This window comes from Lysinibacillus mangiferihumi, assembly GCF_003049665.1.
Lineage (GTDB): Bacteria > Bacillota > Bacilli > Bacillales_A > Planococcaceae > Lysinibacillus > Lysinibacillus mangiferihumi.
In genome coordinates this window covers 21,977-47,625 of the sequence record NZ_PYWM01000035.1, presented here as the reverse complement: position 1 = coordinate 47,625, position 25,649 = coordinate 21,977, and the positions used below count along the sequence as shown (strand labels likewise).

Genomic DNA, 25,649 nt, shown 5'->3' with positions numbered 1-25,649 from the left:
ATGAGTGTGAAGTGGTGAGGGATGTCCCTCACCACTTCACACTCATAAAAAATATAAATTATTCTTTAAATAAGATTGACTAATCGTAAGAAAAGGGCTGGGACATAACTAAAAAAATTTAAGAAACAGACGAAAGCTGTTCATAATTTTTTGCTATATGGAGAACTTAGCTATTCTTACTTTTGCAATAAAAAAATTAGAAGTGTTCACTAGTTGTTGATAGCGAAGGCGGTGACTCCAGCTCAGAACAGCACACAATGTAAGACGCAACAGACCGCGCGCTAGCGAGGGTTGCGGCTTACTGTGCTGAGCGGAAAGCACCGCCGTAGCGGACAACAACGGCATAGCAAAAAAGTGTTAGATTGATGGCAGTCAATCTAACACTTTTTCTCTTATGTCCCAGTCTCTTTTAGTTTACTTATGGTCATTGATAGCTACAGATCGTTGGGTTTCCTCCTCTAAAGACGTTACACCTAAAATATCAAGCAGGAACATAAACAATGGAATACCGATAATTAATCCCCATACCCCGAGGAATTGCTCCGAGAATAGAATGACGATAAATGTATAAAAAATAGGAAGATTTGTTTTGGCAGACATGAGCTTTGGATTTAAGAAATAAGCCTCAATCGCATGCAACACCACTACAATAATCAGAATGTAAGCAATGTACATCGGTCCACCGATGCTGTAAGCAATAATGCTAAGCGGCACCAATGAAATAATTACCCCTGCTACAGGAATTAAACCAAGAATAAAAAGCATTATTCCAAGTGCAATTAAGTGTGGGAAGCCCATGATAGAAAGAGCAATAACGGATAAAACACAGTTTACCGCAGCAATGATAAATTGCGCTTCAATTACTTTTCCAAAAGAACGAATAAATATTTTAGAGAAATATGTTAACTCGTCGTAAAGCGGACCAATTTTACTATCTTTAAATTTTGCAGTAAATTCAATAATTCGTTTCTTCTCCAAAAGGATGAACAAACTTAAAATAAGTGCGATGAACACGTGCAAAATGACTTTCCCAATGTTCGTTAAATTTTTTAACGTAAGGTCAACACCTTGTTCTAAATATTTTCCGAGTTCAATTTTCTCAAATGTCGGAGCCAAATATCTCGCAACCTCATTATCGTTCGGATTGAGATTAAAAGCTGCAATCAAATCAAAAAGCTGTGTAATTTGTTGGGTTACAACCGGCAAATACTTATAGATAACCGCAATAATAGCAGCTACAAGTAAGAGGTAAAGGGAGACAATCATCGCTTTTTCATTAATGGGTGCGATTCGTTTAAACTCTTTTGTCGCCTTAGTAGAAAGCTCATTCATTAAGTAGGTTATAATAAATGTCAGAAGAATAAGGTTAATCATACTCCGCATTAAATAAAGTGCAACAGCGATCCCAGCTAGAATAACAAAACGTTTAAATCCATTACTTCGAAAAAAATTACTCATGCATTCACTCCTTCTACAAAACGGCTTCGCTGCCTCTACTGCCAACTTACAGAACGCGAAATATATTAAGCAAGTAGACAAAATTATTAGTTATCAATATTTATCATTTTTATGGTCCTTTGAGTTTAGGGGGGATAAAAACCTCTGTCTAGAAGCGTATTTCCATGACTCCGTTGAATAAAACCAGTTTGGTGTTATCTTCATCAACAACCCTATTTCAAGAAGTTAAATCCATTGTAAAATAGATTTTTTATACTTTTCGAATTAGAATGAAAGACAATACGATTAATGTGTATTGAAAGCTACATCAGCGTTATAGCCAAAATTTTAATAATTCTATTATACCCTTATAAACTATCATATCCAAAGCAACTTCTTTTGTTTTATGTTAATTTCAGTACGATATTTCAGAAGTATCTCCAAATTAGAATAGGTAAGGAATGATTCGATGAAAATCTCAAGAAATCCAAAGGAAATTCACCCGCCTGTCAAATAACTCCCCCCCTTTTATTCATCTAATGAATGTACTTGAATCGGGATTAACGCGCTTTCTAACTGTTCTCGATGTTGTTCATATTGCAACGGTAACATTAATTGACTCCCCATTGTCTCCAATGTTTCATCATGCGCGAATCCTGGTGGATCTGTCGCAATTTCAAATAAAATTTCACCTGCTTCACGGAAATAAATAGCGTTAAAATAGTTACGATCCTTTACTTCCGTCACATGCTGCCCATGATTCATCACATACTCTTGCCACGCTAAATGATCTGCATTATCCTTTGCTCTCCAAGCAATATGATGGACTGTGCCGACCCCCATGTGACCACGTACGCCTGATACCGTTTTTAAGTCTATAATATTTCCGATGTCAGCGCTTGATTTGAATCGAGCATAATCGCCTTCTGTTGCAATTTTTTCAAGCCCCATCACATCTACTAATACCTTTTCTGTTTCTTGTGGATGGCTTGAATAAAGCGTTGCACCACCGAAACCTTTAATGGCAACTTCTGGTGTAACTTCACCAAATGTCCAATTATTTCGTTCACCTTCTGCACGAGCTACTAATTCAATATGAAGCCCATGTGGGTCATCAAATTGAACGACTTGTTCTCCAAAGCGTTCAGCTTTTTTAAATGGAACAGAAAATTTTGCAAGGCGATGAATCCAGAAAGGTAGTGCTCCTTGTGGTACAACGTATGTTGTTACACCAACTTGACCGTCGCCGATACGCCCTTGATAAGCATTTGGCCAAGGAAAGAACGTCATAATTGTTCCTGGCTTACCAGCATGGTTACCAAAATAAAGATGATACGTGCCTGGGTCATCAAAGTTGACTGTTTGTTTTACTAACCGTAAACCTAAAATCCCCGCATAAAAATCAATATTCTCTTGTGGATGCCCTACAATAGCTGTGATGTGGTGAATTCCTTCTGTATGTTTGTTCATAGTAACAGTTCCCCTTCATAAATAAATTATTTTCTTTGTATATGTTTTCTAACTACGTGCAACTTCAAACTTCTAATTAGAGAATGCTTTGCACATTCGTTTTAATTATCTCGAATTAATATATCTTGAATTCAAGATAATTATAGCACGTAAATTTTAATTTCGTCAATATATCATCCAAAAATTGAGTTTAGCTTGGCATAGTAAAAGCAGAGCTGCTATACATCAACAACTCTGCTTCTACTATGAAAAATTATTATCGTGATTAATTGTGTTGACCATAGCCTCCGTGCGAAGCCATTGCATCCGCCTTTGTAGCATGGACAGTTCCGAATGGATGGTTAGGAGGAGCATAGATTGAAAATAGCTTTAATGGCACATTCCCTATATTGGTTAAATTATGCCAAGTTCCAGCAGGTATTACGATTGCGTAATCATCATGGACATTTTGTGTAAAGCTTAAATTTTCTTTACTCGACCCCATTTGCACAGTCCCATGCCCTTGTTCAATATAGACAAACTGATCGACATGTGGATGCATTTCTAACCCTACATCCTCACCAATATTGAGACTCATTAACGTAATTTGCAAATGGCTTCCTGTCCATAGAGCAGTACGGTACGTATTGTTCCGCTTGGTTGCCTCCTCCATATTTACAACAAAAGGCTGTTGCCCATAATCGGTGCTCATTTGACTGTTATTTCCGTTGACAGCTTGATATGGATAGGCACTATTCGGTCGTACTGCTTCATATGGAACAGGCCAGTGAACAGACTGATTTCCATAGCTATACATTGGTATATTGGCATAATAAGGAGCATAGTACATTTTCTCAATCCTCTCACAGATTCTAAAATTATTCTATGCAACTTATTGTCAAAATGTACCCAATCGTAGGAGAATATGCAAAACCCCAACCAATTTTCAGCAATATAATTCACTTTATAAATTCCAAAATGGATTATACCCTTGCCCTTTTCCAGAAGGCATCGCTCCTGGCACACCATCCGCCTCTAACAGCGGTCGAATAATCAGTTTTACTGGCCATTGTTGTTGCTCAAATAAAACTTTCCATAACCTTACTTTATCTGCTGCTGGAATATCAACAACTGTTACAGCCTTCATTAACGCCTGCTTCGTCGTATACCATAAAGTTCGTTCAGAAATCGAATAGACTTGTGCAAGTGCCTCCATAATGGAAGCTAAATTTACTTGTGTCCCTAATGATTGAATATAAAAAATCAGCTTCTCCACACTTTCGTTATATAAGCTATTGGAATAACCTGGTCGAATATAATACTGCGGATCTTGAATATGATGGCGTTCTAAATAAGGCAGATGAAGACGAACGGAGTCATGGTCTCTGAACAATAAACGATGGATTTGATTATTCTTTAGTACCAGACAGCAATTTTGACCATGTATTTCAGGCAGAATCCCAACTTTGAATAATCTCATGGCAATTTCATAAAACATCGTTACCATTTCTGTATAAAAATCAATTGCTTGCTGTTTTGTTAAAGTTTGGCCGAAGAGTTCATCTAAATAATGATGACCTTTTAAATTTACGGCTAAAGATGACATCGGAATGATTTTATAGTTCTCATCTAAAAGCTGCTTTGGATAAATGCGTATTTGCGCCGCTAGATGACGGGGATGGTCATCAAACAGCCCCATCGTTTCAGGCATATACCCCCACCAATTTTGTTCTTCACATAAAATAACCTTTTCCGTTAATATAGGGTCGCAAGAAATGGCTTGTCGCAGCAACTTTTCACCTGCTAGACCATTTAACAACTTAACAACAGGCAAATATCTCGATGCACCTAAAGAAAGTACACTTACTGGTAGTTTGAGCATCCTGCTTGACGGTTGATTAAAAGCTAAAGAACGTAAGGATGAAGTCGCACATAAATCGCCTGCTTTTGCTGTTAATATAACAATCGTTCCATCGGCTAGTTCCTGCTCAAAATCTTTTAAAATAATGTTTTGTAACTGCCATGGATGCACGGGCATCATCATGTACTCACTTTGCCGTAAACCTCTTCGTTCAAATTCTTGCGCCATCTCATACTTTTGCTTTTCCTCGAGTAAATCAAAACATTGGATGGGTGTTTGCTCATTCCCTTTTACTACCACATCATGACGAATGGCGACCCAACGAAGTGAGATGGGTTGACCAAATTCCGCCATATATTGTTGATAATCTTGCGCTGAAAATCCAATTTTAGCTTTCGCAAGTGGATGAAATGGCCGATCTCGAAACGAAGCGATCAGCTCTCCTTTGACATGCCATTGGTATGGTGTTTGAGGAGCTGATGCATCATAATTATTCATTTGTTCTATACTCAATGTTAATTGCTCAACAGCTACTATTAGCCCCTTTAAAAAATCTGCCACTGCTGGATGCTGGTAGGCTTTGGCAGAGAGACTAATCTGCAAAATGGATGTGGCAAGCTCTTCAATTGACACGATTAACTGCCACTGTCCAGCCACTCGTCGATAAATAGGAGAATGACGCACCCATTGCTCACCCTGCTTATAGCTTTTTTCAACAAGAAAACAAAAGTTTCCTATGTAGACCTCTACTTCATGCGGATGGTAATGGGCAAATAAAGCACTTATTTCTTTCGCTGCATCTTGAAGGGATTGCTTTGAATACGTATCCCCGTTAAAAAACTGCTCGACTAAAAATGCATCCATTAAGTCCTTCTTAATAATTTCTGTAGCTCTTTCTCTTGCTGATACACTTTGCTGTACGATCATTGACTATGTCCTCCTTGGATATAATAAAATGCTGGATGAGGATGACCCAGAAATTCATGATGTGAAATTGTCCAACAATATGCACCTGATTTTTCAAAGATGACAATATCACCTACACGAACGGAAGACATAAAAGCATCTGTATGCAATCGATCCTTTGGCGTGCATAATTCCCCAACTAGATGGACCTTCTTATTGTGCAAGCTAGGTCGTTGGAATGGATATGTCCACGTTTCACTAGCATAAAGCTGAAATGGTTGATTATGTCCCCATGAGGCTGGCAATCTATTATGATGTGTGCCACCTCTTACAACGGCAAAATACTGTTGATGGGACTGTTTAATATCTACTATTTCTGTAGCATAAAAGCCATAATCAGCTACAAGAAATCTCCCTGGCTCAAAAAAGAGTTGGATGCCATTTAAATCCTGCAAAATATCACTAGCTTGTAATAAGGACGTAAATTGTTGCCAGTCAAAAGATGGTTCTTCATTTTCATTATAGGAAACACCAAATCCACCTCCGGCATTCAGTACTTGCACATCTAATTGATACAAGCGTTGCCAGTCAAGTGCTTTTTGCACATAAAGTCGTACCATTTCTACATGCAATGATGCATGCACATTATTCGATAATGAGTGAAAATGGAAACCTTTAATTTGTACAAGCTGTAATGGGTCTTGTCGTACAAGTGCCACCGCTTGTTGAATATCTGACTCGTCCAAACCAAATGGACTCGCAGTACCTCCCATCGTAATTTTTGTTTCAGGAAGTGCATTTGTACGTAAATTTATGCGTAATAAAATATCGACCTTTTTATTTAATTTTTGTGCGAGCATTTGAATACGTCGCAATTCTAATAAACTTTCAACATGAATATATGAGACCTTTTGGCGTATAGCCATCTCCAATTCGGCATCCTTTTTTCCAGGTCCGCCAAATAAGATTGGTACATCCTCAGACACTGCACGCACATTTACTAATTCTCCGATAGAAGCAACTTCAAAGCCACGAACATATGGTAAAAGGGCCTTAATGATTCGTTGATCAGGATTTGCTTTAATCGCATAAAACAAAAATATTTGCTTTGGCAAAGTTTGAAGCATTCGGTTTACATGTGCTTGAATACCATCTAAGTCGTAAATATAAGCACAAACAGGCGCTGTTTTATTAGTATTTAATGACTGAATAACAGCTAGTAACGAATCACTCATATTGGCCTCCTGTTATATTTTGATAGTCCATTTTCTTTTGTCGATATGCTCGAAACGCTGTATTTCGGTCATCCCCTAACACAAAGATGCGTACACCTTTGTCAGCATATCGTCGATGCTGATGCATCTCTCTTGAAACAGTCGCATACGGTATATGGCAAGTTTTTACAATGTCATATAACGCTTCGATCGCATTCTGCACTTGGGGATGTTCAATTTGCCAAGGTACGGCTAATGATTGCGATAAATCTGCCGCTCCTTCCAAAACAAATCCGATTTGTGGTAGTGATAAAATATCCTTACAATTACGAATGCCTTCTATGCTTTCAATCATTGGAATCATCATAATTTCTTCATTGGCTGCAGCAATATACTCAGTTAAAGGTTCTTTGGCAAAAGCTGCAGGGCGGCCACTATTCAAACTCCGATGCCCAATCGGATGATAATAACTATACTCAATAACCTGTTTGACTTGCTCTTTGCAACTTACATGTGGAATGACAATACCCTGTGCCCCACAATCCAATACTTTTAAGATTGAAGTACGATCTATTTCTGCAATTCTTACAAGTGGGGTTATCTCGAGTAGCTCTGCCGCACGAATCATATTTTCCAATATTTCTAAATCAATTGTCGTGTGCTCTAAATCAATAATGACAAAATCAAATTCAGCGTGACCAATTAATTCGATTACACTTGGATGAGGAATCGAAACAAATAACCCATATACCGTTTGATGACGTTTTATTTTGTCCTTCAACTTATTTCTCTTCATTTTTCAAAAACTCCAATGCCTGTAGTAAAGGATTTTGAGCCTTTCTAAAATACAATGTTTGATCACCATAAATACGTCTTTTTGTCATTTCCTCGATTAAAGCATCCGCTGCAAATAAATCAAACGTTTGAAAACGGTCTTTATATTGAGGATGTTGTTGCTGATAAGCTAAAATAACTTCCGTACAGGTGCGCCAAAAATCCTCTTCCCGCAATCCAAACTCCTCAAGCGTAAAACAAAGTTCAGTCATACAGATAAAGAAGAAAGCATCGAATGTATAATCTCTTACTTCTGAAACTTTAGCTGTTTTTAAAAATGAATACCGATTAAATTGTCGATGTGTGGCTGGCTCTGGATTTAACTTTGGCTCCCATTCCGGATGAAGGAGCTCTGAAGAACAAAACCTCACACCATCATGTAAGTCCTTAATAATGATTCGATGCGGAAAATTATTTTTTAATACGAGAATAATATTTTGCGCATGAGATTCTAACGCAATTCCGTGGACATAGAGTAAATGAACAATTGGCGTTACCAGCGTTTCGATTAAGGCTCGGCTCCATTTTTCTACCCCATAGAATGCAATCGCCTGCTGAATAAACGCCTCGCCATTTTTTTGCTTATGCATCAATGCATTTAATGGCCACGCTTGTTCATCCTCTTGCAAATATTGCGCAATATTTTCTCGATGGATTACGCCTAATGTTCCATAAGCCACTGCATATTGCATAACAGATAATTTTTGATAGCGGAAAGATACCCCGATTGTCTCTTTTAAAATTTCAAACTGGCAATTTTTCAAATATTCATCACTTTTAATAATTCGATTTAGCCAAGCGCTAATAATAGGCGCATTTTGAGTCGTATGATGCGCTAAAATACGGCTAGTAGATGTATTTGTAATGCTAAGAGGTAATTTTAAATAACTCGCTTGTGCACTATGGCGATTTGATAACGAGCGAATGGATTGCTGTGCTCGATATGAGCTTTCTGATTTCCCTAATATAATAATCGTCTTATCAGCGATTTGTGGGTAAAAAACGGTCGCTATAATATGTTCAAATTGCCACGGATGAACGGGGAGAAAAACATAAGCTTGTTCATCTTCATCTATTTGCGCTCGTAATTGTTGTGTAAAATGCGCTAACTCCTCTGGCTGTAAATGATGCTGATACATCTCATTGATTGCAGTTGGTTCTAATACGGCAATATCTACAAAATGCCGACGAACAGCAAGCCAAGTCAACGCTATATCCTGATTAAATTCAGGACCATACAAATGATTATCTGCTAAAGTAAAACCAACTCGGGATTTATAGCTTGGATGATACGGATGACCATCAATCATGTGGCTTTCCAATGCCTCATAGTGCAAATCCTCTGCCGGTATAGACGGTGGCTGACTGCTCTTTGCCTGACTATCCTTCACAAAGGTCTCCAATAACTCCTGAACAAATGTCCTTGTATGCTGACCGTCTAACGTCTGCTGAACGACTTCTTCCAGAAAAGTATAGATACTGACATTGGTATCTCCTTCTCTTTGAATGGAATACGGTTTCACTTTCACTCGACCGAATGACCATTTTTCCACTGCTTCACATGTATAAAGGACCGTCTCTCCTTGAACATTTTGTCCATGGAAACTATAATATTTTCCATTTTTCGTTACTGGAATAATTTCTTCAAAAAGCAATGCCTCTAATGTTTGGCACTTCAATCTCTCCTGTACTGTCTTATAGGATGCTTCACTTACTGGCATGAAAGCTGTCATCAATTTCATACAATTCATTCCCCTTATACAAAGCATTTTTAACTGCAACATATTCTGGTGTTTCACTTTTGCCAATTAAACAGCTATACAAATTTTTCTTAGCATAAAATACAGATGTCGTTAACAGATGCGCTACTAGCTCATTCTGTGTTTGTTCCCATTCTTCAAGTAGCATTTCTCGTACAATTTGCCAAAAATGGGCTTCACTTAACTGAAAATCTCTTGCAAGCGCATGTATAAATGACCCTAGATGATTTACCATGAAATAATATTTTGTCCTTGACCACGCCTGTTCTTTTTCATAAAACAAAGGTCCCTGCGCTTGTCTATGTGTAGATACTTTTTCTTGTTCGATACTTACGCCTTCTAAATCCCGTATCCAAAAAATATGTGGTTTACCTTCCCGAAGCGTTATAAGCGTATTTTGTAAATGCGCTTCAAAGTGAATGCCCTTTTTATCCGCGAGTCTAACAATTGGCAATAAAGAAATCGTTATATATTGTCGAAACCATTGCTCCACATTCTGTCCTTTCAACCATTCATAAAGTCGACAAGGCTTCCCTTGAATGGGCGCTTCTACTAAACTAGCAACAACATAGGTTGATTTTTCGTCTAGCACCATTGGTCGATACGCCATCGTAAATAAAGCTGTTAATGCTTCCTCTTCAAAACGGCACGTACAGACACCTGTTTCATAAAGAACCTTTGTATAGTGCTCTTCTACAAAACAATCATGTGCTAACAAATAATGCGCCGCATCTAGAGTTCTTGTCATTTGCTCTTGGCTATTAATCCTAAGCATATTGGTAATTTGAATTGACAGAGACAACTTCAAATTACATTTAAATTGTGGAATATAGACTGTTCGAACAGATGATGTTGGATAACAAACAGGACCGCTACTTCCCAAAAATCTTATTTTTTGTTGTCTTTCAAATTCTTGCACTGCCTCTAATGTTTGCACATAAGCATATTGCCAAGGATGCATCGGCAATATGCGATAATTATCATCATCAAATTTTAATTGCTGGCGAATATCGTATTCAAACTTTTGCAAAAATTCATGTGCTGCACTTTCAGTGACCCACGTTTCTTGAAAGATGTCATATCGAACAGCAAGGTAACAAAGCGGAAATGAAGTACGTAATTCTGGGCAATAGGTCGCTACTTCCTGTAATGTAAAGCCCACCGTGTTTTTGGGATATGGATGGAAAGGATGACCATATAGGAGTGATTGTTCAGAAGACAAGTAATCGTTTATAAGGTTGCTTGTCGCATGTTTCAAAAATACAGCCATGTTTTGATAACTATTTTCCACTCTAGCTATAAAATTTTGTACATGGTCATGTGTGATGGCTTTCTTGTATTGCAAGTATTCCTGAACAATTAATGAAGCAAGGAAGGTCAAGGTTAAAGCTTGGCCATTTTGCAAGGAAAAATATGCATATTCATGCTCACCATTCGGCGAATAAAAAGTAAACTTGCCAATAATCGTTTCATGACTTGCTTGAAAATGTAGAGAAAATGTATGATCCTTCCTATTAACTTTCAGTAGCTTTCTTTGATTTTCACAGCATTCTCGCAAATAACAATTTAACAACACTTTACAACTATAAATAGCGGCTTGCTTTTCATGATGACTTTGCAAAGCTCCTTCTTTAATGAACACCAATGTCAACTCTCTTTCTTGTTATATATAAGACAAAAGGAACAGTAACCAACATGATGCTCCCTAAAATCATACATTCTTCTTTGATTGCCATCCATTTTGCGTCTGCTACGGAAAGACCTGCATTTAATAACATGCTCCATCTGAAGTCATAATAAATCGTTAATAACATGACTGCAAACGACGAAGAAAACCGTTCAATCGTACTAGCTAATGCTGAGCCTTCGTGTAACTCCTCTTGTGAAAGTGTATGAAGACCAATTGTTGTGACAGTCATATTCGAAAGACCTCCGCCTATCCCCCTGCCAATCATCAACAAAATCAATACGAATATGGATACAGACTTTGGTAAAAAAGAAAAGGATATAATAGATATGGCGACAATCACGATGCCGACTACTATAAAATTTTTAGATTTCCCTTTATCCATCCAATGTCCTCCCAACCACATAAACAAACTTGTAAAAATGGCTGTCGGAATGAACATCGCACCTACCGCGGAAGACGGGAGTTGATATACTTCCTGAAATAGTAGTGGCAATACAAAAACTGCCCCAAGCATCACGACATCTTGTATTGCAGCAATTAGCACTGTGATGGCGAAAATTGTTTTGCGTTGTAATAACTTATAATTTAATAGCGGCTCGATTTTCTTATTTTCTACCTGAATAAATCGAATTAATAAAAGCAAACCACCTACTAGCATCATGACTAATAGCCACGTAGGAAGAACCTGCTTTAAAAACAGTTGAATGCTGACACTTAGCATTAAAATACTTAGTACCATGTAAATAATGCCAAACAAATCCATCTCTTTTTTGCGCATAACTTGATATGAATTAATTTGAGTAGCACATAGACATAACGATACGATGGCAAAAGGAACATTCAGCCAAAATAGATATTGTAATTGACCAAATTGAATAATAAGCCCTCCAACAGTTGGACCAATAATAGACGCTACTGTTAGCTGTATTCCCCAAATCCCCGCCACTCGTCCATGTACTTCTTTCTCGTAAACATCAAACAATAAACTAAGGGATAGTGGAATCATTATGCCACCTGCAATGCCATGAAGACTGCGGACAATCAACACCACTTGAACATATTGATCGAATAATCCACCTATGATAGAAGAAAGTCCGTATATTGCAACACCCGCAATATACGCCCTTTTTCTACCTAAGCGGTCTACGACTAATGGTGTGAGAGGCATAGTAATGGTCATTGACAAGAGATATGCTAAAATGACCCAACCTGCCGAACTAGCACTAATGCCATATAGCTGCATAAAGCTCGGTAATAAAATATTAAAGGAACTATTTGTAAGTACGAGTGAAAAGGCAGCGATAAAAACGGCAAGTAAGGCTGAATGTTTCTTCATAGCTTGAATGTTTAACATAATGTATACAGCTCAACCGCTTGTTGTACAGATTCGGCAAATATATCTAATACTTTTTCGGTTTCAGTTTTATTGATGATAAGGGGTGGTAAAAATCTTAGTACTGCCCCCTTACGTCCACCCACTTCAATAATTAATCCATTTTCAAAGCATCTTTTCTGAATCATAGCGGCTAATTCGCCATCTGGAGGATAGTGCCCAAGACGATCGAACGGCTTATTAGGATTAACAATTTCTACACCTATCATTAATCCTCTTCCACGCACATCGCCAATTTCACTGTACAGTCGTCGCAATTGATGCAACCCTTCAAAAAATTGGGCACTTCTTTCTTCAACATTTTGCAATACACGCTGTTCGCGCACATATTTTAATGTTGCTAATCCCGTTGCCATTGCTAATTGATTTCCTCGGAAAGTGCCTGTATGCGCACCTGCCTGCCATTGATCTAAAGCTTCCTGATAAATGACGACAGACATTGGCAAGCTACCACCAATCGCTTTTGAGCATATAATCACATCAGGAATGATGCCTGCATGCTCAAATGAAAACATCTTCCCAGTCCTCCCTATCCCTGCTTGTACTTCGTCAATAATTAATGGGATATTTCGTTCTGCAGTTATTTTTCGCAATTGCTGTAGCCAGATTACATCCGCTGGAATAACACCTCCCTCTCCTTGCACCGTTTCTACAATTACACAGCATGGATTAGCTACACCACTTTCACAATCATCCAATAAATGCTCGATATATTGTGCACTAATCGTTGCAGTCATACCATTTCCCACACCAAATGGGCATCTAAATTCATAAGGGAATGGTAGAAAATGTACATCTGGCAGTAAGCTTTGCAAATGCTGTTTTTTAGATAGATTACCGCTCATGGACATTGTTGCTTGTGTGGAGCCATGATATCCCCCTTGAAAAGCTAAAATAGATTTGCCTTTTGTAGCATGTTTCACTAATTTAATAGCCGCTTCGACCGCATCTGCTCCAGTCGGGCCACAAAATTGTATTTTTGCGGTATGTTTCATTTCCTCTGGCAAAGCAGAGAAGATTTCTTTCATAAATTCTATTTTTAACGGTGTTGCTAAATCCAATGTATGAAGTGGTATTTGTTGATCCAATACTTCCCTGATAGCTGCTATGATGACATCATGATTATGCCCTAAGGCCAATGTACCCGCTCCAGCTAAACAATCATAATACTGTTTGCCTTCTACATCTGTCACAACTACACCTTGCGCTTTTTGTAAAATAAATGGGAAATGTCGTGAATATGCTCGTGCATTGGATTCACGCTCCCTTTGAAACATCAAATATTCTTCTTGAACATTCTCTGTTGCCATGTTGTCACTGCTCCTTTTCTATATCTAATAGATAGGTTAAATATGATTCAGCTGCATTTTTCGTGCTTTTTGCAAAATAATTCGAGGGGTCCACCAAATCTGGCAAGGCATTTACTTCTAAAATGACGCCATTTGTTTGATCTAACGGTTTATCAATATGTAAACATCGAATGTCGATGCCTGCCACGTCAATTTGCAATGCTTTGGCTGCACGAATCGCCATCTCAATATTTTCAGGACAAATATCTGCTGTGCGATCTGTTATAAAATCATAAAAGTCCGTTACTAACATATTGTCATCCACAAATAACTCTACTTGTTGACCCTTTACTAAAACATCATCAAGCGTAAGCCCATTCCGATGTAATATATTTTGAAAGTCTATCGATTCCACTTCGATTGCTTGATTATTTTCAGGCTCAAGCGTGTTTTTTTTCAATTGCTTATCATTTAAATCCTCTAGCAATTGACGAATAGTCGAATAGCCGTCACCTTCTATAAAAGCTGATCGATATTCTAAAACACCAATCATCTCACCATCTATTACTAACACGCGATAATCATGTCCAACTACATATCTTTGAAGCATAATTTTTTGACTATATTGTTTAGCAACTATCACTGCTTGCTCTAATTGCTCTAGCGTCTTAATGCCAATGGTTACACCTAAACTACATTTAGCATTAATAGGTTTCACTACAACCGTTTTATTCTTTGTTAAAAATTGAATAGCTGGTTCTCCAACTTCCTCTACGATAAGCGTATCGGTAATAGGTAGTTTATTTCTTGCTAATAATTTGTTTGTTGCTTCCTTATTTTGTGCTAACAATCCGCTTATCAACAACAACTGATGAGACCTTGATTTATTGATAATAACTGTTTTGTCTTTATAAGTTAGCTCTAAAAAATCCTCACAATCTGCAAGTAATGGTGTACAAACTATGCCCATTTCCTTTGCTTTCTGTATAATGATTTGATTTTGTAAATTGCTTATTTGCTGTTGTGTCAAACCTACTCCTCCCACGGAAAAATAATTGAGAACGATTATCATTATCAATTATATAATAACAATGTATGCTTCAATTTACAAGTTAATGTTAAAAAATAATCCACAATTTAGGAGGCAAAGGAGAACTCTTACTAATAATGCGTGGTTAAAATTCAAGCAATTTGGGGATTTCAACGCTTACTTCCTATAATCAATGCACGGGCACAAGGTGGCATTTTTCTTGTGCCTTAGCATCAATTATCAACTTTTATAGAAAGGAAAGTTTCATTCACTCTACAATAGAGACGAAAACCATTTATTTTACGTTGGCATTTTGGGGCATGATATACAATAATCATGTTCTTCTTCAGAGGTTAAATAATAATAACAGCAAGTTTTACGTAGTCTTATAGGCTTGTCGGTGCCTCTAGTCATAACCTTTGGCGTATTATATCGCGTAAACGGATTTTTACGTTCGCCAAAAATTTCACCTGGAGCTTCCGTCATAATGTAGTGATAGTCTTCTTCTAAAAAGGCGATTTCCCTTTCACTTGCCCCTTGGCGAAATTGCGTTTCATAAAACCAGTGCACATACATAGCCGCATGCTCCCATAAAACCGCCTTTGAAACTTTGGCAGTAGTCGACAGCGCCTTCCATACCTTTGCCATATTATCCGCAAATAACGATTGGAGGATTTGGTCTCTCCATTCCGCTCTGCTTATGGGTAGAAATACTTGTGCATCAGCCAATGCTATTTTCGGGAGCCATAAATCTTCCTGATAGCTTGACTCCACACGAACATTGTCAATCGCCGCATTTATCCCCTTTTGGAGCATTGACATGGCAAACAGAGGTGCCGCCATTGTTAAGACGCTATAGCGCTTTGCAAATAAAGAAGCTGTTGTGATTAAAGAAGTAGAATTAAAAATTGGCGAAATGGTTTGTAGATATTGACGACAGTGCTCTTCATACAGTAAATCCTTAGATGAAATTGAATAGGGCGAAGCGGGCAAGTTTGTCTCCGTGAAACGATAGTTCTCTGTCAGAATAGCAATATCTGTCGGCGTTAGTCGGTGATCATTCGGTACATTTACCATAAAAGTTCCTCCTGCTTAGGCTCTAAGACAGCACTTTATGCCCTTTCCATGCGGTACACATAAAGGTGTGCCAAAAAGAGGATCGTTCATAATCGTGCAACCCATGCCAAATACATCCTTCACTAAATCAATTGTTATAATATCCTCTGGCCTTCCTTGTGCATAAATTTTTTTATCGCGCACTGCCACGATATGATGGGCATAACGACAAGCTAAATTTAAGTCATGCAAAACCATAACAACTGTACGATTTTCTTTGCTATTTAAATCGAACAATAAATCTAAAATTTCTACTTGGTGTGCCATATCTAAGTAAGTCGTTGGCTCATCCAATAAAATCAAGTCTGTCTTTTGCGCCAATGTCATCGCAATCCATGCCCGCTGGCGTTGACCTCCAGATAATGCATTGACAGGGCTATTCGCAAATGGAGTCATCTGTGTTGCTTCCAATGCTTGATTGACAATTTGCTCGTCTTCTTTTGACCATTGCTTAATCCAGCTTTGATGTGGGTACCTACCTTGTTTAATCAGTTGTAAAACTGTTAATCCTTCAGGCGCTATTGGTCCTTGTGGCAATATCGCTAATCGTTTCGCAACTGCTTTTGTCGATAAATCTCGTATTTTTTCACCGTCTAATAAAACGTGTCCTTCCTTCGGTTTTATTAGGCGTGCAAATGTCCGTAATAATGTCGATTTGCCACAGCCATTTGCACCAACTAAAACCGTAATTTTCCCCTCTGGTACTTGTAAATGTAAATCCTCAAGTATGTTGGCATTCCCATAGGTAACTGTTAATGCATTCGCCTCTAGTACATTATTCAAAATCGTTACACCTACTTTCTCATATTGTACTGCTACATAAGAACCTCTATAAAAATGTTCCCTATGTATCGTTTATTTCTAATCGTGTTATGAATGTTGATTTCTTGTACGGAACAGTAAATAAATAAAAAATGGCGCACCAATTGCGGCAGTAAATACACCTGCTGGTAAATCTTTTGGCAAAAATAGTGTACGACCAACAATGTCTGCAAAAATTACGATAATGGCTCCGACCATTGCAGAAATCGGAATGAGTGCGGCAAATGAACGGCCTACTAGCATTCTGCTAATATGAGGAGCTACTAATCCGACAAATGCTATTCCTCCTACAAAGGCCACGGCTGTTCCAGCTAGCATAACACTAATCAACAAGAACAATAATCGGTAAACTTGTACCTGTACCCCTACACCTACTGCAATATCATCACCTAATTCTTTTACATTGATAACTCTTGCCATGACAAAAGTGAAGATACTTAAAACAATCACCCAAGGGAGTAATAAGTAAACATCCTGCATATTCGCCCCATACAAACTACCTGTAAGCCATATATAAGCTCTTGTTGTGCGTACTTCTTCACCCATGACAATCAGCATTGTCACTATCCCTTTCGTAAGTGCCGAAATCCCAATACCGATTAACACCATTCGTATAGGTGTGACACCTTTATTCCAAGACAAGAGATAGATAATAGCTGATACTACTCCCGCTCCTATAATGGCTGCTAATGGTAAGTAGTGTATGCTCACCGTTGCATATGTAAGAAATAACATTGCACCTACTGATGCACCACTTGTTACACCAATAATATCCGGTGCAGCTAAAGGATTTCGAATAATACCTTGTAATATTAACCCTGATACAGCAAGCGCCATACCAACTAACACGGCAAGTAATACTCTAGGAAGTCGTAACGTTTGGATTGTAAATAGATATTCACCTGTTCCGTAGCCAAATAATTCCTTTAGTACAGTCACTGGATGTATAAAATCACTTCCTACCGAAAGCGCAAGCATAATCATGCCGCATAGCAATATACAAAGAAGGATAGTAACCATTGCTACTTTTTTTGATAGTTGAAAAGATATTTTATTTGATTTCGTTCTTACCGTTATATAATTATGCATTTTTCGCTAACCCCCTTCGTGCTATATAAATGAAGAAGGGTGCACCAATAAATGCAGTCATAACACCGATGGGCATTTCTAACGGCATAATCACAAAGCGAGCTGCAATATCTGCCAACAGTAGCAACGTCGAACCAATAACTGCACTAAACGGAATTATCCAGCGATAATCTGTACCTACTAAGCCCATTGCCATATGAGGCACGATTAAGCCGATAAAGCCAATGGAGCCAGCAACCGCGACTGATCCCCCAGCAAGCAAGATAACAATAATACCCATAACAACCTTTGTTAAAATCGTGCGTTGCCCTAAGCCTTTCGCAATATCATCTCCTGACTGCAAAATATTGATGGAACGCCCCATTAAAAAGGCCACACTGCTACCTATTATGATGAATGGTAATACAGGTAGTAACATATTCAAATCTCTCCCTGAAACAGAACCCGCAAGCCAAAAAAGCACACTTTGTATGCCCTGCTCATCGATTACCAACAATCCCTGTGTAAACGAGACAAATAATGCCGAAATAGCAGCACCCGCTAGCACAATTTTGATTGGCGTTAAGCCGTCTCTTCCTAAAGACCCTAAGAAAAAAACAAGAACACCCGCAACACCAGCTCCTAAAAAAGCAACCCACATATAATGGATTAACGAGTCCATAGAAAAAAATGTAATTGCACAAACAATAAAAAATAATGCGCCCGCGTTAACACCTAAAATATCTGGTGCGGCTAAAGGATTTCTCGTCAAAGCACGCATTAAAGCCCCAGCTATTGCAAGACTTGCTCCGACTACGGTAGCAACTACAGCTCTAGTGAAACGAGATGTTCGAATGATTACATGCTCCGCATTTGATGCATCATAGTTGAAAAAAGCATCATACACTAATCGAAATGGAATTGATGTTTGACCAAGAGCTACACTTAACATAAATGCCACTATCAGCAACACACAACAAATAATAAAGACACTTTTTTTCATTGAGGTACTGGTAAGCAAATTTTGCATTGAACTCCTACTTTCTTAACCTTATTTATGTCTTTTTCTAGCCACCTCTTGCATCTTCCCATATACAATAGATGAAGCATTATTTAGAAATGAAGGGGCTCATCGCTTTAGAGCCCCCTTTTTGATGCAAAGAATAGCATTCCTTGCGATACCTTAATCGACTATATCTGCTTTCTTACTTTTCTAGCTCAAATCTGTCATAAATATCATCCAACATAATATGTGCACTTAAAATACCACCTGCAAAATTCCAGTACACCTCTTCCACACGGTATACTTGGTCATTTTTAACCGCTTCAAGCTCTTTCCATAATGGATGGCTTGTCCATTCTTCTAATGTTTTTTTCGTTGCTTCATCTTCGATATAAAACATATAAATGACATCTGCATCCATTTGCGGAATGCTTTCTTTATCTGTAAACCTTAAAACGATAGGTAGCGGATTTTCCGTTATATTTTTTGGTCCTTTAAAGCCAAGCTCTGTTAAAATTTCACCTGCATAACCTGCTGGGTAAACACGTGCGTGGTCAGCTCTAAAATTGACAACCGAAGCACTAATTGGCCATTTATCCCCTAGCTTATCTTTAATTTTTGTTTGGAAATCAGCTACACGACTTTCCCATTCTGCAAGTAATTCTTTTGCTTTATCTTCTTTACCAGTCGATTCTCCGATTAAATTGATTGTCCCTTTAAAATCAAATACATCTTGATGAACAACTGTCGGTGCGATTTGTGATAATTGTTCATAAATTTCCTCATGACGATTTTTCGAAGCAATAATTAAATCCGGCTGAAGTTTTGCAATTTCCTCTAAGTTAGGCTGTGTTTCTTCCCCTAAAAGAGGAATACCTTCTAAGTCCTTTTGTAAATACTCATAATATGGTGTATCTGCCCAAGATTCTACAACTCCTACAGGTTTGATGCCCATCGCTACAGCAACATCTGTAGCACCTTGATAAAGCGTAACGATTTTCGTAGGTGTCCCTTCGATTGTTGTTGTACCCAATGAATGTGTAACTTCTCGACTGCTATTTTCAGTACTATTATTATCAGTACTACTTTCTTGCGTTGTATTATTGTCATCCGCATTCGAAGCATCTTCAGACTCCTTATTTCCACATCCGACTAACACCAGTGCAAATAACAACACTAAAAACATGACCATCTTTCTAAAACTTATTAATTTTATAGAGTTCACTATAATTTTCCTCCAATCAACTATTTAAATGAGCGATAATGATAATCATTATCATTATAATTATGTAAAGCATGAATTTCAATATATTTTTAGAATATTTAGGATGTTTATTTTTTCCTTTAGTATGTATTATTGAAAAACCGTAATGAATAAAGGCATAAAAATTAGTAGCCGAAGAAAAACAGACATGTTTCTCTCCAGCTACTTTTATTGTCCTTTTCCTATGCATCATTGCTATGTTGCAAAAAGCTGCACACAATAGATAACCCCATAAATAGGAAGTGCGATAGATGTAAGAAAATACATCAACATTTCACCTTTAGTAAGCTTTCGTTTCCACTTCGTTAATTTAAGTTGTCGTCGGTAAATAAAACTAGAAAGTAAGATTATCAAAAAAGTGATATCTTTTATATTCTCTATAAAGAGATGCAGCTCTTCCTCTCCCTTCGTTTTACAAAAGGCTCTCTCTATTTTATTTAATGACTACATAGCCAAAAAAAGAATCATCTATAATTTTAGATAAAAAAGAGCATTGGGATTTTTATTATCCAATGCTTTATATATGTTTAATATTCAAGTTTATAAAGGTCAGAAAAAGCATTTATAAAACTCTAAACGATTTTGATTATATAGAAATGACATAACTCGATGTTAAAATGTATACAAATATATACATTTATGGAGGTTTCAATATGTTTGGTCCTACAATTGAAATGATAAGAGAAGGTAAAAAGATTAAAATAAAGGATCTTTGTGATGGCATAGTGACTCGAGCTGCTTATCATCGTTTTGCCAGCGGTCAAACTGACACTAGTATCTATAATCTATCCTTATTTATGGATAGATTACATATTTCTCCTAATGAGTTTTTCTTAATTCATAGCAACTATGCGAGTGATAAGGTAGTTTGCTTTTTAAAGGAATTATCTAGTGCATATAGGGTTCAGGATATTCATGAATTGCGCTCTTTAAGGAAGAAACTAGAGGCAGATTTTACCGGTTTAAAAAATGAACATATGACCGATCTTCTGAATTTCAGGATTTGCAGGTTGTTGGGGCAAGATATTGATGGCAAAACAAGCAGTTTATTTAAGTATTTAATCAGTACTGAATTTTGGACTCATTATGAACTAGTACTATTTACAAATAGTATGTATGTTTTTTCATTAGAATTAATTGATGTTATTCTTGTACGTTGTATTCAAATGTTTAATAAATACAGTCAGACTAGGCCTTATGGAAATGAAAGCTTTAGACTTGTAGTCAATGCGTTAATTTTAGCATTTGAACAAAAAGATTCATTTTACATCAATAAGTGGTTTAAATTATTAAACACCATACAACTAAATGATAGTGATTTCTTTGAAAAAGCACTGTTCAAAATATTTAAAGGTTTTTATAACATCACAATACACAAAGATCAAGATTCCATTTCAGAGGTAATAAAAACAATTGAGTTTGTTGGACATATAGAAGCTAGCGAACATGAGGTTATGTTTAATCGAATGTTAGTTTACATACTTGAGCATAGTGGATTAGAAAAAGTTAAATCTTTATAAGCTTCACTTTGTGCTATGCAGAAAAAAGCAACTAACGCTAACCTTATTTTAAACTCAAACTAAAACAAGCATCGTTCTACAATTTATATTTCCATGGAAATAATCTTCTCTTTTTTAGCATGCTATAAACCTTTTATTCAAATAAGAGGAACATGCCATCTTCATTTTTGAGACTGGAGGGATACAAATGGAAGAGCTTGCTTTAAAATTAAACAATGTTCAAATTAGTTTTGGGGACAAGGAAATCTTTGATACTAAGGAATTAACCGTTTACCAAAATGACCGCATTGGTATCGTAGGGAAAAATGGTCAAGGCAAAACGACTTTATTGAATATCATTGCAGGTACGATTACACCTGATAATGGAAAGATTAAACGATTTGTCGATTTCAATTATTTTCAACAAATCGGCGAGCTAAAGGAAGAAACGAATGCTGACTATCTAGATTCCCAACTCCTTAGCCGCTTGAACGTTCCTACTAACAGTGTTGAAACACTTAGTGGTGGAGAACAATCAAAATTTCGTTTAGTTCAGTTACTTTCTCAATATAAAATGGGTCTGCTGCTAGACGAACCGACAACGCACGTAGATAAAAATGGCATTGACATAATGATTGAAGAATTAAATTATTACTACGGTACTTTAATATTTGTCAGCCATGATCGCTATTTTATTAATGCAATTGCCACAAAAATCTGGGAAATAGATAATGGGCAAATCAAGGAATTTAACGGCAATTACGAAAAATATCTGGAACAGAAACAACAAGAGAAATTGGAGTTACAAAGAAAATATCAAAAAGTCACAAAAGAAAAAGAACGATTACAAGAAGCTGTAGAAGTGAAAAAGAGTCAGGCAAAGAAAATTTCTATCGTTAGTGAAAAAAACAAACAAAGAAATATCAAACCGAATCGCTTAGCTTCTTCCAAACAAAAAGACACGGTTCAAAAGAGTATGATGAAAACCGTTAAATCCATAGAGAAAAGAATGGATATGTTAGAGGAGATTCATATTGACAAAGATCCTAAACCAATTTCTTTTCCAATAGTGAAAGAGCTTGAAATAAATAATCGTTTTCCAATAATGGGACATAATATTACAGTTACAGCTGGAGACAATATACTTCTTGCAGAACAGGATTTCCAATTCCCACTTGGCAAGAAGATAGCTATAGTAGGAGACAATGGAGTAGGTAAATCAACTTTCTTACACTATATAATGAATAATCAAGATGGTATCACGCTTTCCTCGAAAATTGCATTTTGCACTTATCAGCAAATGGATTATAAACTGAGTGGGGACATAAGTATATTAGAGTATCTTATGAAGATGAGTGAGTATAAAGAAAGTTTTATTCGGGCGATTCTCAGTAACCTTGGCTTTGAAGAAGCCACTATTAGAAAACCTTTACATGCGCTGAGTGGTGGAGAAGCAACACGAATTTCTTTGGCAGCCCTTTTTGCCAAACCTTCTAATGTCCTTATTTTAGATGAACCAACAAATTTTATAGACTTAGCTACCATTGAAGCATTGGAAAAATTTTTACTAGGCTATAAAGGAACAGTGCTCTTTACTACTCACGATCAGCTTATTGTAGAAAGAGTAGCTGACCAAATTTGGGAAATTAAAGATAAAACGTTACAGCTTATCAAGGAAAAATAGAATGAGCCTCTAAGGCATTAAAACCACCCGCGATGAGACGGGTGGTTTTCAAATGAGGAAAGAGTCAAAGATAGAAGTGAAATCATAAGTTCTTTCAAATTAGAGATATAACACCATCAATTCCTGGTCATAATAGTGCCCATTAAATTGAAGAGCATTGCGTTCTAAGCCGTAAACCTCAAAGCCTAATGACTTATATAACTTTTGGGCTGAACTATTATCAGAAACAACTGTTAAGTTTATTTGCTCCAAACCTTCACAACATTTCGCCCTCTTTATTAATTCGCTCATCAGTAATTTCCCTAATCCACCCCCTCTTCCTTCAGGTGCAACATACATACCAAAAACATTCCCTTTATGACTCATTTTTGGACTGTCTTCACGCACAAAAGTTACAATGCCTACCAACGAACCATTGTTATGAAAAGCACCGAGCACAAACTTTTCCGCCGTTGCTTCTATTCGCTCTGCAACTTCTTGTAACGAAACGTTTACTTCACGCTCATATGTGGAACCAAATGCTTCCGGATTATTTCTTAATGCACTTAAACGCACTTCTTGATATACTTGTGCATCTGATTTACTTAAAATACGAATCTCCATAATCTATCCCCTTTCCGTTCGTTATCGTTCCATTCATGCATTGAAAATAAAAGTTTTAGTAGAGGTCTCCCCTGTCTGCATATTTTTTAACATATAGTGATTTTGCGTTACTTCCTCTTGCCCCAACACAATGACAAAAGGAATGTTTTCACGATTTGCTTTATCCATCGCTTTTCTTAATTTTTTACCACTAAGCTCTACTTCAACGCGATAATCTTTCCACAATGCTTTTGCTAATACAAGAGACTCTACTGTTGTATGAATGGGAATGATATAAATATCAATTAATGTCTCCTGATTTTTTTGTTCATCTAACATCATGGCTGTAAAAATAACATCTAACCCAAATGAAATACCGACCGTAGCGAACTTTTCGGTTCCTCCTAATAGCCCGCCAATCGCATTATCATAACGACCCCCGCTTCCTATACTGGATGTTATTCGACCATCCCGTACGAACATTTCATAAATTGTTCCCGTATAGATTTCTAGCCCACGCGCAAGCAAAGGATTAAATAGACAATTTTTTGTAATGCCAAGCTTATTTAAATAGTGTTCTAATTCTTCCATTTCGGCTACCCCTTCTTGAATCAGAGGCTCATCATATTGTCGGAAATAAGCAAGTGTATTTTTTCTATCGTCTTGTAAAAAATATGCGATTTGCTTTACAACAGCAAGTTGCAAACCTAGCTCTGTTAACTCTGCTAAAACTGCATCATGACCTACTTTTTCAATTTTATCGAGTATTAAAATTACTCGACTTTGCACATCAGTATCTACACCAAAAACACGAAGTAAGCCAACTAATAGCTTACGATTGTTATATTGAATGACAACATCTTGCTCTAACTTTTCAAAAGCATCTAATGCCATCATCATCAATTCGGCCTCTGCTGCTTGTGAATCGACCCCTACAATATCTACATCACATTGTGTAAATTCACGAAATCTCCCCGCTTTAATTGGGCCATCTCGAAACACTTTGCCAATTTCATAACGTTTAAATGGCATCGGTAATGTAGGGTTCATCGCAATGACCTTTGCGAATGGAATCGTTAAATCATAACGTAATGCTAGTTCACGTTCTCCTCGATCCGATAGCACATACATCTCTTGTAAAATTTCAGCACCTCCTGCGTATTTAGAAGCCATTAAGCTTGTATAATTTAAAATCGGTGTTTCGAGTGGTTTACACCCATATGTGATAAAAGTATCTTCTAACGTACGACGGATTTTACGACGAATACGTTCTTGCTCTGGTAAATAATCTTGCGTTCCTCTAACATTTTGATAATCCATTTTCTTCATCTTCATTGCTCCTTTTTTAAAAAATAAAAAAACCGTACTAACATAAGCTCCAACTTCGGCTTAGTTATACGATTTCATGAGAAATAGTCTTCCTATTCATTATTAAAAAATTAATAAAGATAGCAAGACTAGTGGATATGATGATGTTGAGTTGCTGAAATTAGACGTTGTAAAAACGACATATAATCTCCTCCATTCAATTATTCGTAACTTTATACTAAATGAATAATTTTGTCAATTCAATATTTTCTAATAAAAGGAATACCTAATGGAGATAGCACCCAAGAAGTGGCTGAGACAAAAGAGAAAAAGTGTTAGATTGACTCACTAGTTGTTGGTAGCGAAGGCGGTGACTCCTGCTCAGAACAGCACACAATGTAAGACGCGGGCAACAACGGCATAGCAAGATTAATTACACT

At 37.1% G+C, this 25,649-nt stretch carries 20 protein-coding genes; 2 read left to right on the top strand and 18 right to left on the bottom strand.

The window, feature by feature from the left end; all coding sequences use genetic code 11:
• Positions 1-414: 414 nt before the first annotated feature.
• From C9J37_RS23055 to C9J37_RS22980, 16 genes are all read right to left on the bottom strand, one after another.
• Complete coding sequence (locus C9J37_RS23055) at positions 415-1,458, bottom strand: AI-2E family transporter (RefSeq protein ID WP_024364014.1); 1,044 nt, start codon at positions 1,456-1,458, stop codon at positions 415-417.
• Positions 1,459-1,965: 507 nt separating this feature from the next.
• A complete protein-coding gene (locus C9J37_RS23050; protein ID WP_107897270.1) occupies positions 1,966-2,907 on the bottom strand; it encodes a ring-cleaving dioxygenase in 942 nt (313 codons plus the stop codon).
• Positions 2,908-3,172: 265 nt separating this feature from the next.
• Positions 3,173-3,736, bottom strand: coding sequence for a cupin domain-containing protein (locus tag C9J37_RS23045; protein WP_107897269.1), 564 nt, complete (start codon positions 3,734-3,736; stop codon positions 3,173-3,175).
• Positions 3,737-3,850: 114 nt separating this feature from the next.
• Positions 3,851-5,674 (bottom strand): IucA/IucC family protein, encoded by a 1,824-nt coding sequence (locus C9J37_RS23040; protein ID WP_107897268.1) that lies wholly within the window; start codon positions 5,672-5,674, stop codon positions 3,851-3,853.
• The gene (locus C9J37_RS23035; RefSeq protein WP_107897267.1) at positions 5,671-6,888 is read right to left on the bottom strand and encodes a type III PLP-dependent enzyme; all 1,218 of its coding nucleotides are present in this window, start codon (positions 6,886-6,888) and stop codon (positions 5,671-5,673) included. Before C9J37_RS23035 ends, C9J37_RS23040 begins: the two co-directional genes overlap by 4 nt.
• Positions 6,881-7,663 carry an HpcH/HpaI aldolase family protein gene (locus tag C9J37_RS23030; protein WP_024364021.1) on the bottom strand — a complete coding sequence of 261 codons (783 nt, stop codon included), beginning with the start codon at positions 7,661-7,663 and terminating at the stop codon, positions 6,881-6,883. Before C9J37_RS23030 ends, C9J37_RS23035 begins: the two co-directional genes overlap by 8 nt.
• On the bottom strand, positions 7,650-9,443 hold the full coding sequence (locus C9J37_RS23025) for an IucA/IucC family protein (protein ID WP_107897266.1): 1,794 nt from the start codon (positions 9,441-9,443) through the stop codon (positions 7,650-7,652). The genes C9J37_RS23030 and C9J37_RS23025 overlap by 14 nt, the downstream gene beginning before the upstream one ends.
• Positions 9,409-11,103: an IucA/IucC family protein gene (locus tag C9J37_RS23020; protein WP_107897273.1), complete on the bottom strand. Its 1,695-nt coding sequence runs from the start codon at positions 11,101-11,103 to the stop codon at positions 9,409-9,411. Before C9J37_RS23020 ends, C9J37_RS23025 begins: the two co-directional genes overlap by 35 nt.
• Positions 11,093-12,505 carry an MFS transporter gene (locus C9J37_RS23015; protein ID WP_107897265.1) on the bottom strand — a complete coding sequence of 471 codons (1,413 nt, stop codon included), beginning with the start codon at positions 12,503-12,505 and terminating at the stop codon, positions 11,093-11,095. Before C9J37_RS23015 ends, C9J37_RS23020 begins: the two co-directional genes overlap by 11 nt.
• Entirely contained in the window at positions 12,499-13,854 is a 1,356-nt protein-coding gene (locus tag C9J37_RS23010; RefSeq protein WP_107897264.1) for a diaminobutyrate--2-oxoglutarate transaminase, read from the bottom strand. Before C9J37_RS23010 ends, C9J37_RS23015 begins: the two co-directional genes overlap by 7 nt.
• Positions 13,855-13,858: 4 nt before the next feature.
• On the bottom strand, positions 13,859-14,863 hold the full coding sequence (locus C9J37_RS23005) for an ATP-grasp domain-containing protein (protein ID WP_167397411.1): 1,005 nt from the start codon (positions 14,861-14,863) through the stop codon (positions 13,859-13,861).
• Positions 14,864-15,163: 300 nt separating this feature from the next.
• Positions 15,164-15,940 carry an IucA/IucC family C-terminal-domain containing protein gene (locus C9J37_RS23000; RefSeq protein WP_107897262.1) on the bottom strand — a complete coding sequence of 259 codons (777 nt, stop codon included), beginning with the start codon at positions 15,938-15,940 and terminating at the stop codon, positions 15,164-15,166.
• Positions 15,941-15,955: 15 nt separating this feature from the next.
• On the bottom strand, positions 15,956-16,762 hold the full coding sequence (locus C9J37_RS22995) for an ABC transporter ATP-binding protein (protein ID WP_107897261.1): 807 nt from the start codon (positions 16,760-16,762) through the stop codon (positions 15,956-15,958).
• An 87-nt stretch (positions 16,763-16,849) separates the two neighbouring features.
• Entirely contained in the window at positions 16,850-17,890 is a 1,041-nt protein-coding gene (locus C9J37_RS22990) for a FecCD family ABC transporter permease (RefSeq protein WP_107897260.1), read from the bottom strand.
• Positions 17,883-18,899, bottom strand: coding sequence for a FecCD family ABC transporter permease (locus C9J37_RS22985; protein WP_107897259.1), 1,017 nt, complete (start codon positions 18,897-18,899; stop codon positions 17,883-17,885). The genes C9J37_RS22990 and C9J37_RS22985 overlap by 8 nt, the downstream gene beginning before the upstream one ends.
• Before the next feature lie 175 nt (positions 18,900-19,074).
• On the bottom strand, positions 19,075-20,064 hold the full coding sequence (locus tag C9J37_RS22980; RefSeq protein WP_107897272.1) for an ABC transporter substrate-binding protein: 990 nt from the start codon (positions 20,062-20,064) through the stop codon (positions 19,075-19,077).
• Positions 20,065-20,789: 725 nt separating this feature from the next.
• On the opposite strand from C9J37_RS22980, the gene C9J37_RS22965 reads away from it, so the two are divergent.
• Together C9J37_RS22965 and abc-f are read left to right on the top strand one after the other, a co-directional pair.
• On the top strand, positions 20,790-21,656 hold the full coding sequence (locus C9J37_RS22965; protein ID WP_167397410.1) for an Rgg family transcriptional regulator: 867 nt from the start codon (positions 20,790-20,792) through the stop codon (positions 21,654-21,656).
• A gap of 187 nt (positions 21,657-21,843) precedes the next feature.
• On the top strand, positions 21,844-23,319 hold the full coding sequence (gene abc-f / locus C9J37_RS22960) for a ribosomal protection-like ABC-F family protein (RefSeq protein ID WP_107897255.1): 1,476 nt from the start codon (positions 21,844-21,846) through the stop codon (positions 23,317-23,319).
• A 99-nt stretch (positions 23,320-23,418) separates the two neighbouring features.
• Here abc-f and C9J37_RS22955 read toward each other — a convergent pair whose 3' ends face one another.
• Positions 23,419-23,922: a GNAT family N-acetyltransferase gene (locus C9J37_RS22955; RefSeq protein ID WP_107897254.1), complete on the bottom strand. Its 504-nt coding sequence runs from the start codon at positions 23,920-23,922 to the stop codon at positions 23,419-23,421.
• Between the two features lie 33 nt (positions 23,923-23,955).
• Entirely contained in the window at positions 23,956-25,230 is a 1,275-nt protein-coding gene (locus C9J37_RS22950; RefSeq protein ID WP_107897253.1) for a histidine--tRNA ligase, read from the bottom strand.
• Positions 25,231-25,649 lie beyond the last annotated feature (419 nt).